We start from the raw sequence: 14712 nt of genomic DNA, 5'->3' as shown, positions 1-14712 counted from the left end.
AACGCTTCAAAGCGTTTTTTATTTGCTCATATATTAAAATCTTGAAGAAAAGGATTATTTTGTCGCTCATAGCCTATGCTACTTTTGGGACCATGCCCACAGATAAAACAAACATCATCGCCTAAAGGTAAAACTTTTTCTCGAAGGGATTGCATCAATTTTTCATGGGAACAGAAGGGGAAGTCCGTACGTCCAATAGAACCACGAAAGAGAACATCACCCAAGAGGGCTAAGCGCTCTTTTTCATTGAAATAAATAACATGACCAGGGGAATGTCCTGGGGTGTGAAAAACCTTAAACACATGTCCAGCAAAATGAACGCACTCACCATCTTCTAACCATTGGTCAGGAATACAGATGCAAGCATCAGTGATACCATAATTTTTTGCGCTTTCGCTCACGGCATCCATCACAGGCTTATCATCGCGATGTGAACCAATAATTTTTACATTAAGCGCTTCTTTCACTTGCATCGCTGCTCCTACATGATCAAAATGACCATGTGTTATCCAAATAGCCTCAACGATAACACCATTCTTTTCGATTACGTCTTGAATCCGCGGCCAATCACCACCAGGATCAACGAGAACCCCCGTTTTACATTCACTATCAAAAAGCAAAGTACAATTTTGTTGGAATGTTGTAACTGGAATAATATGTATATTAAGACTACCCATAATATCCTTTTCAAAAATAACTTTTTTAAATTTATAAATAAAACTTTCTCTCTTTTAAGGTAAAGGTGCTGCTCGACAGCTTTATACAACTTATGTAAACTTGCATTTTGTGTAAACTAAATTTTTATCAAGGTTTTTTTAAGAATGAGCAATCACGTTCAAGTTTTGTGTGACGATGCCCCTCACCTTCTTGTGATTGATGACGATACACGTATTCGCAATCTTTTATTTCAGTTTCTCATTAAAAATGGATTTCGTGTTTCAGTTTCAGCCAATGCGAATGAAGCAAGACGACTGTTGGCAAGTTTAGATTTTGATCTTCTTATTGTTGATGTCATGATGCCTGGCGAAAACGGTATTGATCTCACTCATTCACTCCGCCAAACAAAAGATGTCCCTATCTTCATGTTAACAGCTTTATCAGAAATAGACAATCGTATCCGTGGATTAGAAGCAGGGGCAGATGATTATCTGGCTAAGCCGTTTGACCCTCGTGAACTTCTCCTTCGCATCAACGCCATTTTACGACGTGGTTTTCCCCCTCACCAACCCAAAATTGAGCAAATAGTTTTTGGTCCTTATATATTTTCAATTTCACGACGCGAACTCAAAAAAGGAGGAGAAATTATTAAATTAACAGATAAAGAACAAGAAATGATGGTCATGTTTGCCGAAAATGCAGGCGATACAATTCCGCGCCATAAATTCGCGACCGATGACAGCAATATAAGTGAACGTGCCATTGATGTGCAGATCAACCGCCTTCGTCGTAAAATCGAAAAAAACCCAGCACTGCCTATATGGCTCCAAACCGTGCGAGGAATAGGGTATAAACTCTCTATTGAATAGGCACAAGAATGATCAAACCTTTAAGATTTTTTCTTCGATGGTTAACGAAAAAAATGCCTAAACGGCTTTATGCTCGCTCTTTGATCATTATCATCGCTCCCATGGTGCTTCTGCAAACGGTCATTGCTTATGTCTTTATGGAACGACATTGGCAAATGGTAACCGAGCGTCTTTCAACGGCTGTCGTGCATGATATTTCAGCCATTATTGATATTCTTGAAACATATCCCCAACAAGATAACTATGAAGATATCAAGCGTATTGCACAACAACGTATGGGATTAAATATTTCTATTCTATCTCCTACCTCCTTACCCCCTCCAGGACCTAAGCCATTTTTTGCAATTCTTGACTATTTTTTAAGTGAAGAAATCACCCGCCAAATTAACCGTCCCTTCTGGATTGATACCGTAGGAGATTCTGATCTTGTTGAAATCCGTATCCACCTTGGTCACAACATCTTACGCGTCTTTGCTCCACGCAGCCAAGCCTATGCTTCCAATACTGCTATTTTTTTAAGCTGGATGGTAGGAACAGCTCTTGTTTTATTGCTGATAGCAATTTACTTTTTACGCAATCAAATCAAACCGATTCAACAATTGGCTGAAGCAGCAGAAAGCTTTGGACGCGGTCGTCCTTTACCAAAAGGATTTCAACCACAAGGAGCTGATGAAGTCCGTCGTGCAGGCATCGCTTTTTTACGTATGCGAGAACGTATTGAACGCCAAATCGAACAACGCACCATGATGCTCTCAGGAGTAAGTCATGATTTAAGAACCATTCTTACACGTTTTAAACTTCAGCTAGCATTAGCAAATACTGGCTTTGATATTAAACCGCTTGAGCAAGATGTAAGTGACATGCAAAATATGTTAGAAGATTATCTTGCTTTTGCTCGTGGTGAAGGAAGTGAAAGTGTCAAGACTTTTGATTTAAATGCTCTTATGAAAAAATTCTCCGCCGATGCTCATCTTCACAAACGTCAATTTTCTTACACTATTGAAGGTCCTACAGAAATACAAGTACGTCCCCGTGCTTTTACACGCTTGGTCAGCAATCTTGTATCAAATGCATTTTGTTACGGCACGACCGTTAAACTAACCGCTAACTCTCAACAAGAATCTTTTATATTGATAATCGATGATAATGGACCTGGAATTCATAAAAATATGCGCACAGAAGTTTTTAAGCCATTCTTTCGACTTGATAAAGCGCGAAATCAAGATGCAAGTGGAACAGGGCTTGGTCTTTCTATTGCTCAAGACATAGCACGCAGCCATGGTGGCAATATACAATTAGATGAGAGCCCACTCGGGGGATTGCGCGCTATTCTTGATATCCCCCTATGAGCAATATTTCAGCAAACCGTCTGTAAAAATAACAAACTGTATATTTTAGGCATTCCCTACAGTTTCAAACAAAGTGTACTGCAGTGCCTTGTAAGCACTTTCTCCCGACAAAGCAACCATCTGAAATGCAACATAATGGCTTTCACAGGCTTTAAGTGCATGTATCAATAATGTTTCAACCTGTATATGAGATGGATGCATCCCACCAGCCAAAAGAAGACCTTGTCGATAAATAACTGAATTATTCCTTTGCCAGTAATCAAAATGTCCCAACAACAACTTTTCATTAATTGCTAGCAATAAGCGCTGTATTTCAGCTGTTCGAGCATTTTTAATAGAAAGATCAAACGAACAAGCTAAATGAAGTGCTTCATGCTCTTCCATCCATGAAAAAGCAAGACGATAGTTTGCGCGTTTTCCTTCCACACAAACGCTAATTTCATCTTCTGCATCCCGCTCAAACGACCAATCATATTCACAGGCAATCTGTTCGATAAAGTCGACAGGGTGCTCTTTTCTTTCTGTGGAGCAAAATGCAAGCCTCATCACAATCCTCAATCATCTTAAAACATTGTCAACAGAATATAAACCGTCTAAACTGTAACAACATTTTGCTACAATCAGAACCTTTACACCAAACAAATACACATAAAAACATCGACAGTACACAAACACCCAGAACACAATCGCGCTGTTTAGGGCAACCTGATAGTCATAAAACGAATCATCAAGTCTTTTCAGTGTATTGATACAATTTCATAGCGCCAGCCCCCCTGATTCAAAAAAATGTATTTTACCCCCAAAAAAAATCAAAAATAAACAAATGCTCCGCTCTAACAGACTCAAGATTAAGCATTTTTTAGTTTCACGCATCATATTGAAAAATTGGGGATATTTTTTTGAAGATTCTTTTTTTTAAACTATTTTACTTTTTTGTGTCTGCGTTTTTTTAATCATCTTTTTTTAAATCATCAAGGCGTCTTTTCAAATCAGCGTTATCAGCATGGATTTTCAGCACCATCTCCTTAAAAGTCTCAAACTCTTCGCGAGAAACAAGATCAAGTTTGTTTGCTATCTTTTCAGCCTGCACACGAAAAGCTGTTCCAGCTTCACGTCGTATGCCTTGCGCAACGTCAGCAGCATCCGTTGCTAATTTTGCTAATTCATCAAGAATACGATTTGATCCATTACGCATAACCTTTTTCCTTAAATTTTAATTATTGACGCACGCATTATAGCGTATTCTCATAATAGCGTATTCTCATAACATTTAGATACTGTAATTTGTTCCTTTTACTCTATATTTTACATACTGTGCAGATTTTTCATAATGATTTTGTTTAAGATTTTTTAATATTCCTTTTATCACCATATTTTTTACCGCGATAAATCAGTGGAAATCTACCCCCCTTTCTGACTAGCCTCCCTACTGACTTGACCATTGTGTATTCATCTGTCATTTCTGATCATCAGAGTCACTTCATATTCATCTCGTATAATGTAAGATGCTTAACTCATGAACAATTTGTCTTGTCCAGCCATTGCTTTTCCGTCTTTTCTTGATCCTGTTATTATCCAGCTAGGTCCCATAACACTTCATTGGTATGGACTTGGTTACGTGCTGGGTATTCTTTTTGCTTGGTGGTATGCGCAAAAATTATTAAAAGAAACATCTCTATGGTATAGAAACTATCCTCCTATGGATAAAGAAAAGATCGGAGATTTTGTTGTCTGGTCTGCCATAAGTGTTGTTGTCGGAGGGCGTTTAGGACAAGTTCTTGTATGGGATCCCATTTACTATTTTAATCATCCAAGTGCTATTATTGCCGTATGGGATGGGGGAATGTCCTTTCATGGCGGACTTATTGGTATTATCATTGCTATGATCTGGTTTGCCCGTAAAAATCATATTAACATACGAGCCATGTTTGATATCATTGCTGCAGGTGCTCCTATTGGTATCGGCATTGTACGAATCTGCAACTTCATTAACCAAGAATTATGGGGTAATATTACTACACGTCCTTGGGCTGTTTGTTTTCCTCTCGATCCTTACTATTTACCGCGCCATCCAAGCCAGCTTTACGAAGCATTTATGGAAGGATTTCTTCTCTTCATCATCCTGTGTCTTCTTATTTTTGGGTTCAAAGCATTAAAACGTCCCGGTACTGTATCAGGAACATTTATTATAGGCTACGCAGTAACACGCAGCATTTCTGAAATTTACCGTGCGCCTCAAGAAGATCCAGAATGGTTTTCGACTCTTTTCCATTCTACTGGTTTTACCTATGGCATGGCTTTATCTCTTCCCATGCTTCTTGTAGGGTTTTATCTTCTTCTCCACGCCTTTAAATATAAACCGACAGAAAATGGCCAATCTCAAAGAAAAAATTAAAGAAATTATTGTCCTTAATGGACCAATCACTGTTAGCCAATATATGACGTTGGCACTTACAGATCCTCAATTTGGTTATTATCAAACACAAACACCTTTCGGACGTGCTGGTGATTTCATTACAGCACCTGAAATAAGCCAATTATTTGGAGAAATGATTGGCATTTGGACTCTTGCAAGCTGGAAAGCTCAAGGTTATCCTCATCCTTTTATCCTCGCTGAGATAGGTCCAGGACGTGGAACTTTGATGGATGACATTTTGCGAACTATCCAAAAGCTTTCTACAAGAGCATTTAATGCTGCTGAAATTTTTCTGATCGAAATAAGCAAAAAACTTGCAAAAGAACAAAAAAAGCGCCTTTGCTCTTATCAAAAACAAATCCATAGCATTGAAAATTTTAATCAAATTCCTTCAAAACCTCTCTTCCTCATTGCTAATGAATTTCTCGATACACTCCCTATCAACCAATATATTAAAATCAATGGAGAATGGAAAGAGCGCCGCATTACAGTCAATCAAAATGGAGATTTCATCTTTATTGCTGCCCCGCATAAACTTCCCTCTTCTTGTCTACAAACCTATTGTTCTAAAGTGCCTGACGGAACAATTTTTGAACATGCCCCCTTACGGCATCAATTCATGCAACAAATCAGCCACCATTTAGTGCAAGTGACGGGTTCTGCTTTACTTATCGACTATGGTGCTTGTGAGCTTGCCTTTGGCGATACCTTGCAAGCACTCTCAAAACATAGATTTCGTGATGTTTTTGATGCCCCTGGTGAACATGATTTAACATCCCATGTTGATTTTTCTTTTTTAAAAAACATAGCTCTTGAACAGGGCTGTTTTGCTGAAATCTTAGAGCAAGGAGAATTTCTTTTTAAAATGGGGCTACTGGAGCGCGCAAACCAGCTTGGAGTTGGCAAAAGTGCTCCTTTGCAAGACAAAATCCGCCAAGACATCGAACGGCTCGCTGGTCCAGATCAGATGGGAAAATTATTTAAAGTTTTACATTTCAGTGATAAAAATATCTCTATACCTCCCCAATTTTAGTGATCGGCGCTTTTGTCAATAAACACATCATTATCTGAAATATTCATTGACAAATATGAACATCTCCATCCTCACTTTAAATAATCTCCATAAGGAACTTTTATGAAATCTATCCCTCATCCCATTCTTGCAAAAAATCTTTCTACTTTACACACCCATGGAATAAAACATGGATTTTTTACACGTCAAGATGGTGTTTCAAAAAATCTTTATCATAGTCTTAATGTTGGGAAAGGTTTAAATGATCAACTTGAATATATTGTACAGAATCGTCTTTTGATTGCCAATTATTTTTCTATTGAAGCGCAAAATTTAGTCACAGTTAATCAAATACATTCCTGTAACGTTGTCGTAGCTCATCAAGCAACTATCGGTGCACCTCCTCAAGCTGATGCTCTGGTTACAACCACCCCAGAACTCGTTATTGGGGTTCTTACAGCAGATTGCGGACCCATTCTGTTTGCTGATCCACAAGCTAGAGTCATCGCTGCAACTCATGCTGGCTGGCGTGGAAGCTTAAATGGAATTATCGAGAAAACAATTGCTGTTATGGAAAAACAAGGAGCCAAAAGACAATCAATAACAGCAGTCCTGGGACCTTGTATTGGCCCTTATCACTATGAAGTAACAAATGAATTTTACGACCAATTTATTGATTACCACAGCAAATACCAAAAATATTTTTTAAAAAAAAACAAAATAAATCGCTTTTATTTTAATCTATGGGCATTTATTATAAATCAACTCAAAGAAGCAGGTGTTAATGCTTCTTGTGTAGAGCTTTGTACCTATCAAGATGAACAGCGTTTTTTCTCCTATCGCCGTGCAATACACCGCAACGAACCCGATTACGGACGGCAAATTTCTGCTATTATGCTGAAAAACAAAAGATGAGCCCCTTTTATGCTTGAGAACAATACCAAAACTGCAAAACTAAACTTTTTACCCAAATGGAAAAATAAATCCCATTGTACTTTGCTTTTTTCACGAAATTATCTACCAGCCCATAAAATATGATAGCCTTCGCTATGATCATTTTCAATGTTTGGTTATAATGATTGAAGGCAAGATGATACTTCTTTTTATTACTCCCCTTCATTCATCTTAAATATGAAACATTCCCCATATTGAAAGTATTTTTATAAAGTAATAACTAAAAAGCTTAATCAATATGTATTTCTTTGCCGCATGGAGAAAAAACTTTGCTCTAAAAGTAACAAACTTTTGGAAAAAGAGAAAACATACTGCATAGCTCTTTAATAATAATCAATAAAATTGTAAGGCTTTTGTAATTGTTCTCTTGCAATTTAATAAAAAGAAATTAAAAACCGTGTCGCATTCCCACCATGATGATTCAGAGGTTCTACTATGAAACTTTTCTGCGGAAATTCTAATCCACGCCTAGCTGAAGATGTTGCAAATTATTTGAACATCCCCTTAGGCAAAGCAACTGTAAAGCGCTTTGCTGATCAAGAAATTTTCGTAGAACTGCATGAAAATGTACGTGGACAAGATGTTTTTGTTTTGCAATCTACATCCTATCCCGCAAATGATCATTTGATGGAATTACTCATCATGATTGATGCCCTTCGTCGTTCTTCTGCGCGTCGTATTACAGCTGTTATCCCCTATTTTGGCTATGCCCGCCAAGATAGAAAACCAGGACCACGGACTCCTATTTCTGCAAAACTTGTTGCCAACCTAATTACGGAAGCAGGAGCCCATCGTGTTTTAACATTGGACCTTCATGCAGGACAAATTCAAGGTTTTTTTGATATCCCTACGGATAATCTCTATGCTGTTCCTGTCATTTCTCGCGATGTCAAAGTGCATTATTCTCTTGAAAATGTTATCGTTGTTTCACCTGATGTGGGTGGTGTGGTGCGTGCGCGCGCACTCGCCAAGCGCTTGAACAGTTTGCTCGCTATTGTGGATAAACGTCGCGAAAGCCCCGGTGAATCAGAAGTTATGAATATCATTGGAGATGTATCGGGAAAAGATTGCCTTTTGCTTGATGATATTGTTGATTCAGGTGGAACTTTATGCAATGCAGCAAGTGCTCTGCTTAAACATGGTGCCAATAGTGTCACGGCTTATATCACGCACGGTGTTCTTTCTGGTAATGCAATCGAGCGAATTGCCAATTCAGAGATGAAAGAATTGGTTATTACAGATTCAATTATGCCAACACAAGCTATTGAGAAAACCCATAATATTCGTGTTTTGCCCATTGCCGACCTTATGGGAGAAGCAATAGCAAGGACAGCAGCAGAACAATCGGTTTCCAGCTTATTTGGTTAAAGTGGTTCCTTGGGGTCTCCTGGTGCTGTTTCAACACCAAGATCAGGAAATGCAACAATACGTCGACCACTAAAATGCGTGTGAATAACAATAAGTCCACGCTCTTCAAAGTAGGTTAAAAGTCGGCGTACACGGCTTAAAGAATGAGTTCCATAAAGACGTGCTAAAAATGCATCAGATGGACATGGCTTTCCCCCTAATGCGGCCTGTGCCACATTCAAGAAGACTCCTTGAACATCTTCTTCCAAACTTTCTGATATCTGCAAAATATGTTTCCAATGTTCACTGACAGCCGTTTGTTCATCAACAAAAGCCTGAGCAATAGCCAATTTACGCCGAAATTGTGAAAGATTAAAAGGAACCTTTGACATACCATGGATACGACAACGAACTGAAAAATCTTGATAAAGCACCGCTGTTGAACGATAAAAAGCTTCAGAATCCTCAAGAATTTCCCGAATAATATGTTCTGCTTGCCCGTCACGCTCAACATCAGAAAGTTCAGGAAATAAACTCGGGTTTTCTTCCAACAACTCTTGTTTTTTATGCACTACCTCCTCTAACATCTCGTGCATTGACTTTTCCCTCATCGGCTCTCGTGTTTGTTTAAATGGCGTTAAAATTTCCTCTGGTGAAGCAGTAAAAACGAGCTCTTGCACATCATCCCGCTCTGTTGGAAGTGGCATTAATTTAGGACTAGAAGAGCGTGCCAAAGTTTCAACAGAACCGATAATGATTGGTAAGGGACGTCGTGATAGAGCAGGTCCTAAAGCTATAAAATTTCCCCGTTCAAGATCTCTAAACATTTCCGCTTGGCGACGCTCCATTCCCAAGAGATCAGCAGCGCGCACCATATCAATATCTAAAAAAGTCCGCCCTATTAAAAAGTTTGAAGCTTCCGCAGCAACATTTTTGGCAAGCTTAGCCAAACGTTGTGTCGCAATAACACCAGCAAGACCACGTTTACGTCCTCGACACATAAGATTGGTCATAGCGCTCAAAGAAATTTTACGCGCTTCATCAGAAACTTCTCCTGCTGCAGTTGGAGCAAACAATTGTGCTTCATCGACAACGACAAGCATAGGATACCAATAATCACGTTCTACATCAAACAGTGCCCCAAGGAAAGCCCCTACAGCACGCATCTGTTGTTCAGTATCCAAGCCTTCAAGATTAAATACCACTGAAACTCGATGTTGTCGAATGCGATGGGCAATACGAGTCAATTCTAATTCACTACGTTGAGCCTCTACAATAACATGACCAAATTTATCTGCCAAAGTTACAAAATCGCCTTCTGGATCAATTACACAATGCTGCACCCACTTAGCACTTTGCTCCAAAAGACGGCGTAAAAGATGTGATTTTCCTGAACCGGAATTACCTTGTACAAGAAGACGTGTCGCCAATAATTCTTCCAAGTCAAGAAGTGCTGGCATCGATTTATGCAAAGCACGACTCTCTGACATCTCACCCAAGGCAATCTCAACCTTCATAACATCTCCAGTGTTTGATTTTGAACATATCAGCGCCAGCACATATTGGTTGATTCTCCATCCACACCGTAATTTGTAACATTTCCTCCTTTTTAACGGTAGAAATCATCGATTTTTCCCACAACTCTTGCATCTATGAATAGTTTGAACTATAGAACAAACTTCTGCGTAGACACCCTTGGAGGCAACGCAGAATGGAGTGATCGCTGTTGGTTAGCGCATATCTTCATATCCATGCAAAAACTATTACTGTTTTTGAAGGATCTCCAATCATGTAAAAAGGACTTAAATTATGAGCAAAAGCTACACTCTTAAGGCCGAAAAACGCGAGCGGGTTGGTAAGGGGTCCTCCCGTGAACTTCGCCGCAACGGTCTTATTCCTGCTGTCATTTATGGTGAAAAACAACCACCCTTGGCAATAACAGTTCCCTATAAAGAAATTTTCTACAAAATTCATGCCGGTGGCTTTCGTACCACCATTGCAACGATTATTCTTGACAAGCAAAAAATTATGGTTTTGCCAAAAGATTATCAATTAGATCCCGTGCGTGACTTTCCCCTCCATGTAGACTTTTTGCGCATTTCAGCAAAATCCGTTGTAGAAGTGAATATTCCTGTCCACTTCCTCAATGAAGATACGGCACCTGGACTTAAAAAGGGTGGTGTCCTCAATATTGTTCGGCACGAAATTGAATGTACAGCTCCAGCAAGTGCTATTCCTGAAGCTATTGAAATTGATCTCTCCAGCTACTCTATTGGTGATTCTATTCACATTTCAGCAGTGCAACTGCCACAAGATGTGACTCCCATCATCCAAGATCGAGACTTTACCATTGCAACCATTGCAGCTCCTGCTGGCATGGATGTCAGCGATGAAACTTGTGAACAAGAAAATGATGAAGAAGACACGGAAACTTCATAAAACTCAAAAGGCGGGAATTTTTTCCGCCTTAATTTATGAGACATTACCCTTACTCATACTTTGACTGAAGATACACATGTGGCTTATTGCTGGTCTTGGCAATCCTGGTTTACAATATCAAAATAACCGCCATAATATCGGTTTTATGGCTGTTGATGCCATTTATCAGTCCTTCTCTTTTTCTACATGGTCAAAGAAGTTTCAAGCAGAAATCTCCAATGGTTTCATAAATAATGAGAAAATTTTTCTTATAAAACCACAAACTTTCATGAATCTTTCTGGTCAAGCTATCGGTGAAGCTTTGCGATTTTATAAATTAGATTTAAAGAATTTGATCATCATTTATGATGAGCTAGACCTGTCACCGGGGAAAGTTCGTATAAAAATTGGTGGAGGAAATAATGGGCATAATGGCATTAAGTCTATTGATGCCCATTGTGGTACTGACTATTGTCGTATACGCATAGGAATTGGTCATCCTGGAAGCAAAGAACTTGTTCATCAGCATGTCCTAGGAAATTTTACCAAATCTGATCAAGAATGGTTATCCCCTCTCTTAGAGACAATCGCAAAAAATATCGCTCTCCTTATAAAAGATGATAAATCCCTCTTTATGAATGAAGTTTTACAAACGATAAAACACAATCAGAACCATTAGCTTGCGTGCCCCTGTCGCGTGAAGAATATGAATAAGAACTCTTAAAAAAATCCTCTTATAAACTTTCTCAAAGGCAAAATCTGTTGGCAACGTGAGAAGCTAGAAAATAGAACAGAATACAAGCTTGTATACACCTTTGAAAAAGAAAGGCTTATATTCTCTTTTGAGAGAAAGAAAAGATTGAACAGCAAACACAGCTCTCTCCAATCTTCTCCCCTAAATTAAAAAAAATCATTTGGCTGAATGGTCGACTGTAGCGGATCGTAACCATTTGATTGTTGACTATAAACTGTAGGAATACTCCTATTGTTTTGCAATACCACAACGCGCGAACCAATAGGAACACGATCATAAAGATCGATAATATCTTGATTAAGCAAACGGATACACCCACTTGAAATAGCACGCCCAATTGACCACGATTCGTGTGAGCCATGAATACGGAAAAGTGTATCTTTCCCATTTTTGAACAAATAAAGTGCCCGCGCACCTAATGGATTATCGGGCCCTGGTGGCATTCCTTTCCCAAGATGACCATAACGTTCTGGTTCTCGAGCCATCATAGCTGCAGTAGGAGCCCAATTTGGCCACCGACGCTTGCGCTGTATAACCCCCTCACCTTCAAATGCTAGGCCTTCTTTACCGACACCAATCCCATAACGCAAAGCTTTTCCATTTTCACCAATAAGGTAAAGAAAACACTCTTGCGTATCTATAACCAATGTTCCAGGCGCATAAGATGTATAATAAATCACCTCTTGTCGCCAATATTTTGGATCAATTGTCGCAAGATCAACAGCAGGTAACGAATAGGTCTCATTCGTTACAGGACCATACAAAGCCTGTATTTCTGGTGGAATGTATCGAACTTGTTGAAAAGGGACCGATGACATATCTGACTGACGTGTAGCACATCCAGCCAAAGCCAAAAGTGCTGCAATTAAAAAGGCACAACGAGATAACACTCTTCTATTTTCTCCGATTAATTATTTATGCAGATTTGCATACCATGAAAAACTTAGCACAATATTAACATTAATTCGAAGTTTTCTTATCCTTTTAACTAAGGAGAACAATAAGGTAAGAAGAACTAAGGTAAAAAAGTAGATACCTATTACTTTAGACTTTTTTCTCACTTATCGCAAGACCAAGACTATAACTCTTCTGAAAATATGCTATAAAAAGGAAGCTTTATCTTGACCATAAAATTAATAGAAAAGAAAGACGCTCATGGGCTTTAAATGCGGTATTGTCGGATTACCTAATGTCGGGAAATCAACTCTTTTTAATGCATTAACAAAAACAGCCACTGCACAGGCTGCCAATTATCCTTTTTGTACCATTGAACCCAATACCGGAGAAGTTGCTGTTCCAGATTTACGAATGGAAAAAATTGCATCAATCGCTGGTTCAAAAGAAATGATTCCTACACGCATTAACTTCGTCGATATTGCGGGGCTTGTGCGAGGAGCTTCAAAAGGCGAAGGTTTAGGAAACAAGTTTTTAGCCAATATTCGCGAAGTCGATGCCATTGTCCACGTTTTACGCTGTTTTCAAAATGAAGATATTACCCATGTAGAGGGACGTATTGATCCTGTTTGTGATGCGACAACGGTTGAAACTGAACTCATGCTTGCGGATCTTGAAAGTCTTGAGAGACGAATCATACAAATCCGTAAACGAGCAACCGGAAAAGACAAAGAAGCTCTCACAATTTTACCTATTATAGAAAAAGCATTAAACATACTGCAACAGGGAAACCCTGTCCGGTTATTACTCAAAGATATTTCTTCCGATGAACACCACATTCTTAAGAGTTTGAATCTTTTAACCTCCAAGCCTGTACTTTATGTTTGTAATGTAAGCGAAAATGACGCCGCTCATGGAAATAGCTTTACCCAAACAGTTGAAAAAATGGCAACAGAGCAAAATGCGCAAAGCATTATCATTTCTGCTTCTATCGAAGCGGAAATTACACAACTGAGTGATGCTGAAGCATCAGAATATCTCAATGCTCTAGGACTCTTTGAACCGAGTCTCAATCGCCTCATTCGCGCTGGTTACCATTTACTTGATCTCATTACTTACTTCACCTGTGGGCCTAAGGAAACGCGAGCATGGACAATTACGCGTGGTACAAAAGCTCCCCAAGCAGCTGGTGTTATTCATTCAGATTTTGAGCGCGGTTTCATTCGTGCCCAAACCATCAGCTATAATGACTATATTGCTCTGGGTGGAGAAAGCGGTGCAAAGGAAGCAGGAAAAGCCCGCGATGAAGGAAAGGAATACATTGTGCAAGATGGCGATATCATGTTATTTAAACATAATACTTAAATCTTCACTCTGTCTTAATAGTTTATCTTGAAAACTTTGGTAATCGCTCCTTGGAATCTTGTCGCAAAAATTCTCAAGAGTTTTTAGAACAAAAAAACTGTTGCTAGCATATGATTGTGATAGCAACAGCTTGATCCATTAAAGAATAGAAATATAAAATTAGCGTGTCCAACGCCCTTCGTATTTAAATGTTGGAGCGTTCTTTAAAGAATCTTTTGTTGCATTTGTAATGAGTTTCCATTTACCATAATCATTTGTCATCTGGATTGTTTCTGGAGAAACGACCACATAACTCTCGCCTATGCCAAGAAAACCACCAACAGCAATAACAAATCCTGCAATATTATTTTCACGCAAAATAATATCTTTTACTTCACCAATATTTTCATCTTCTATATTATATACATTGGCGCCTATAAGACTGGAAGCAACAAAATCCGTTGCTAAAGGTGTCACATAACGCACAGACTTATCTATCCCCACCTGTACAATACCCGTCGAAGAGATCATTTCAGGTTTTGAAGGCACTTCAAAAGACTGAGCATAAGTACTAGAAACCATCAAAATTGACATAAGAGTAGTACATGCAATTTTTTTCATTTTAACATCTCCATTTTTACTTTGCTTTTAATTTATAAAACCTCAATGCATCATAAAAAGATTTGTTCCTTATGCTC

At 38.8% G+C, this 14712-nt stretch carries 15 protein-coding genes; 9 read left to right on the top strand and 6 right to left on the bottom strand.

Features of this window, described 5'->3' with window-relative positions; genetic code table 11:
- Positions 1 to 26: 26 nt before the first annotated feature.
- On the bottom strand, positions 27 to 677 hold the full coding sequence (locus ACFIJW_RS09775) for an MBL fold metallo-hydrolase (protein WP_375634204.1): 651 nt from the start codon (positions 675 to 677) through the stop codon (positions 27 to 29).
- Between the two features lie 144 nt (positions 678 to 821).
- On the opposite strand from ACFIJW_RS09775, the gene ACFIJW_RS09770 reads away from it, so the two are divergent.
- A complete protein-coding gene (locus ACFIJW_RS09770) occupies positions 822 to 1526 on the top strand; it encodes a response regulator (RefSeq protein ID WP_375612976.1) in 705 nt (234 codons plus the stop codon).
- A gap of 8 nt (positions 1527 to 1534) precedes the next feature.
- The gene (locus ACFIJW_RS09765) at positions 1535 to 2875 is read left to right on the top strand and encodes an ATP-binding protein (RefSeq protein ID WP_375617608.1); all 1341 of its coding nucleotides are present in this window, start codon (positions 1535 to 1537) and stop codon (positions 2873 to 2875) included.
- A 45-nt stretch (positions 2876 to 2920) separates the two neighbouring features.
- Here the strand turns inward: ACFIJW_RS09765 and ACFIJW_RS09760 are convergent, their stop codons facing one another.
- Complete coding sequence (locus ACFIJW_RS09760) at positions 2921 to 3421, bottom strand: YbjN domain-containing protein (protein ID WP_375634290.1); 501 nt, start codon at positions 3419 to 3421, stop codon at positions 2921 to 2923.
- 403 nt (positions 3422 to 3824) lie between these two features.
- The gene (locus ACFIJW_RS09755; protein WP_273791228.1) at positions 3825 to 4070 is read right to left on the bottom strand and encodes an accessory factor UbiK family protein; all 246 of its coding nucleotides are present in this window, start codon (positions 4068 to 4070) and stop codon (positions 3825 to 3827) included.
- Positions 4071 to 4391: 321 nt separating this feature from the next.
- Here ACFIJW_RS09755 and lgt point away from each other — a divergent pair, with 321 nt between their 5' ends.
- The 4 genes from lgt to ACFIJW_RS09735 all read left to right on the top strand — a co-directional run bounded on the left by lgt (position 4392) and on the right by ACFIJW_RS09735 (position 8625).
- Positions 4392 to 5270 carry a prolipoprotein diacylglyceryl transferase gene (lgt, locus tag ACFIJW_RS09750; RefSeq protein WP_375634208.1) on the top strand — a complete coding sequence of 293 codons (879 nt, stop codon included), beginning with the start codon at positions 4392 to 4394 and terminating at the stop codon, positions 5268 to 5270.
- Positions 5245 to 6324 carry a class I SAM-dependent methyltransferase gene (locus ACFIJW_RS09745; RefSeq protein ID WP_375634210.1) on the top strand — a complete coding sequence of 360 codons (1080 nt, stop codon included), beginning with the start codon at positions 5245 to 5247 and terminating at the stop codon, positions 6322 to 6324. Before lgt ends, ACFIJW_RS09745 begins: the two co-directional genes overlap by 26 nt.
- Before the next feature lie 102 nt (positions 6325 to 6426).
- Positions 6427 to 7218: a peptidoglycan editing factor PgeF gene (gene pgeF / locus ACFIJW_RS09740; protein ID WP_375634288.1), complete on the top strand. Its 792-nt coding sequence runs from the start codon at positions 6427 to 6429 to the stop codon at positions 7216 to 7218.
- Between the two features lie 474 nt (positions 7219 to 7692).
- Positions 7693 to 8625 (top strand): ribose-phosphate pyrophosphokinase, encoded by a 933-nt coding sequence (locus ACFIJW_RS09735; protein ID WP_375606345.1) that lies wholly within the window; start codon positions 7693 to 7695, stop codon positions 8623 to 8625.
- Here ACFIJW_RS09735 and ACFIJW_RS09730 read toward each other — a convergent pair.
- Positions 8622 to 10121: a helicase HerA domain-containing protein gene (locus ACFIJW_RS09730; RefSeq protein ID WP_375634287.1), complete on the bottom strand. Its 1500-nt coding sequence runs from the start codon at positions 10119 to 10121 to the stop codon at positions 8622 to 8624. The genes ACFIJW_RS09735 and ACFIJW_RS09730 overlap by 4 nt on opposite strands.
- A gap of 292 nt (positions 10122 to 10413) precedes the next feature.
- Here ACFIJW_RS09730 and ACFIJW_RS09725 point away from each other — a divergent pair, with 292 nt between their 5' ends.
- Positions 10414 to 11043 carry a 50S ribosomal protein L25/general stress protein Ctc gene (locus tag ACFIJW_RS09725; RefSeq protein WP_375634286.1) on the top strand — a complete coding sequence of 210 codons (630 nt, stop codon included), beginning with the start codon at positions 10414 to 10416 and terminating at the stop codon, positions 11041 to 11043.
- 76 nt (positions 11044 to 11119) lie between these two features.
- Positions 11120 to 11701 carry an aminoacyl-tRNA hydrolase gene (gene pth / locus ACFIJW_RS09720; protein ID WP_375634285.1) on the top strand — a complete coding sequence of 194 codons (582 nt, stop codon included), beginning with the start codon at positions 11120 to 11122 and terminating at the stop codon, positions 11699 to 11701.
- Positions 11702 to 11922: 221 nt separating this feature from the next.
- Here pth and ACFIJW_RS09715 read toward each other — a convergent pair whose 3' ends face one another.
- Positions 11923 to 12666, bottom strand: coding sequence for a L,D-transpeptidase (locus ACFIJW_RS09715; protein ID WP_375611178.1), 744 nt, complete (start codon positions 12664 to 12666; stop codon positions 11923 to 11925).
- A 265-nt stretch (positions 12667 to 12931) separates the two neighbouring features.
- On the opposite strand from ACFIJW_RS09715, the gene ychF reads away from it, so the two are divergent.
- Positions 12932 to 14035, top strand: a complete 1104-nt coding sequence (gene ychF, locus ACFIJW_RS09710) for a redox-regulated ATPase YchF (RefSeq protein WP_375634283.1) — start codon at positions 12932 to 12934, stop codon at positions 14033 to 14035.
- Positions 14036 to 14194: 159 nt separating this feature from the next.
- On the opposite strand, the gene ACFIJW_RS09705 is transcribed toward ychF, so the two are convergent.
- Positions 14195 to 14635, bottom strand: a complete 441-nt coding sequence (locus tag ACFIJW_RS09705; RefSeq protein ID WP_375611176.1) for a PRC-barrel domain-containing protein — start codon at positions 14633 to 14635, stop codon at positions 14195 to 14197.
- Positions 14636 to 14712 lie beyond the last annotated feature (77 nt).

Source organism: Bartonella sp. MM97QHHN (assembly GCF_042194285.1).
In the GTDB taxonomy this organism is placed as follows: Bacteria; Pseudomonadota; Alphaproteobacteria; order Rhizobiales; family Rhizobiaceae; genus Bartonella.
The sequence above is the reverse complement of the archived record's forward strand: the minus strand, read 5'-3'. Positions and strand labels throughout refer to the sequence as shown.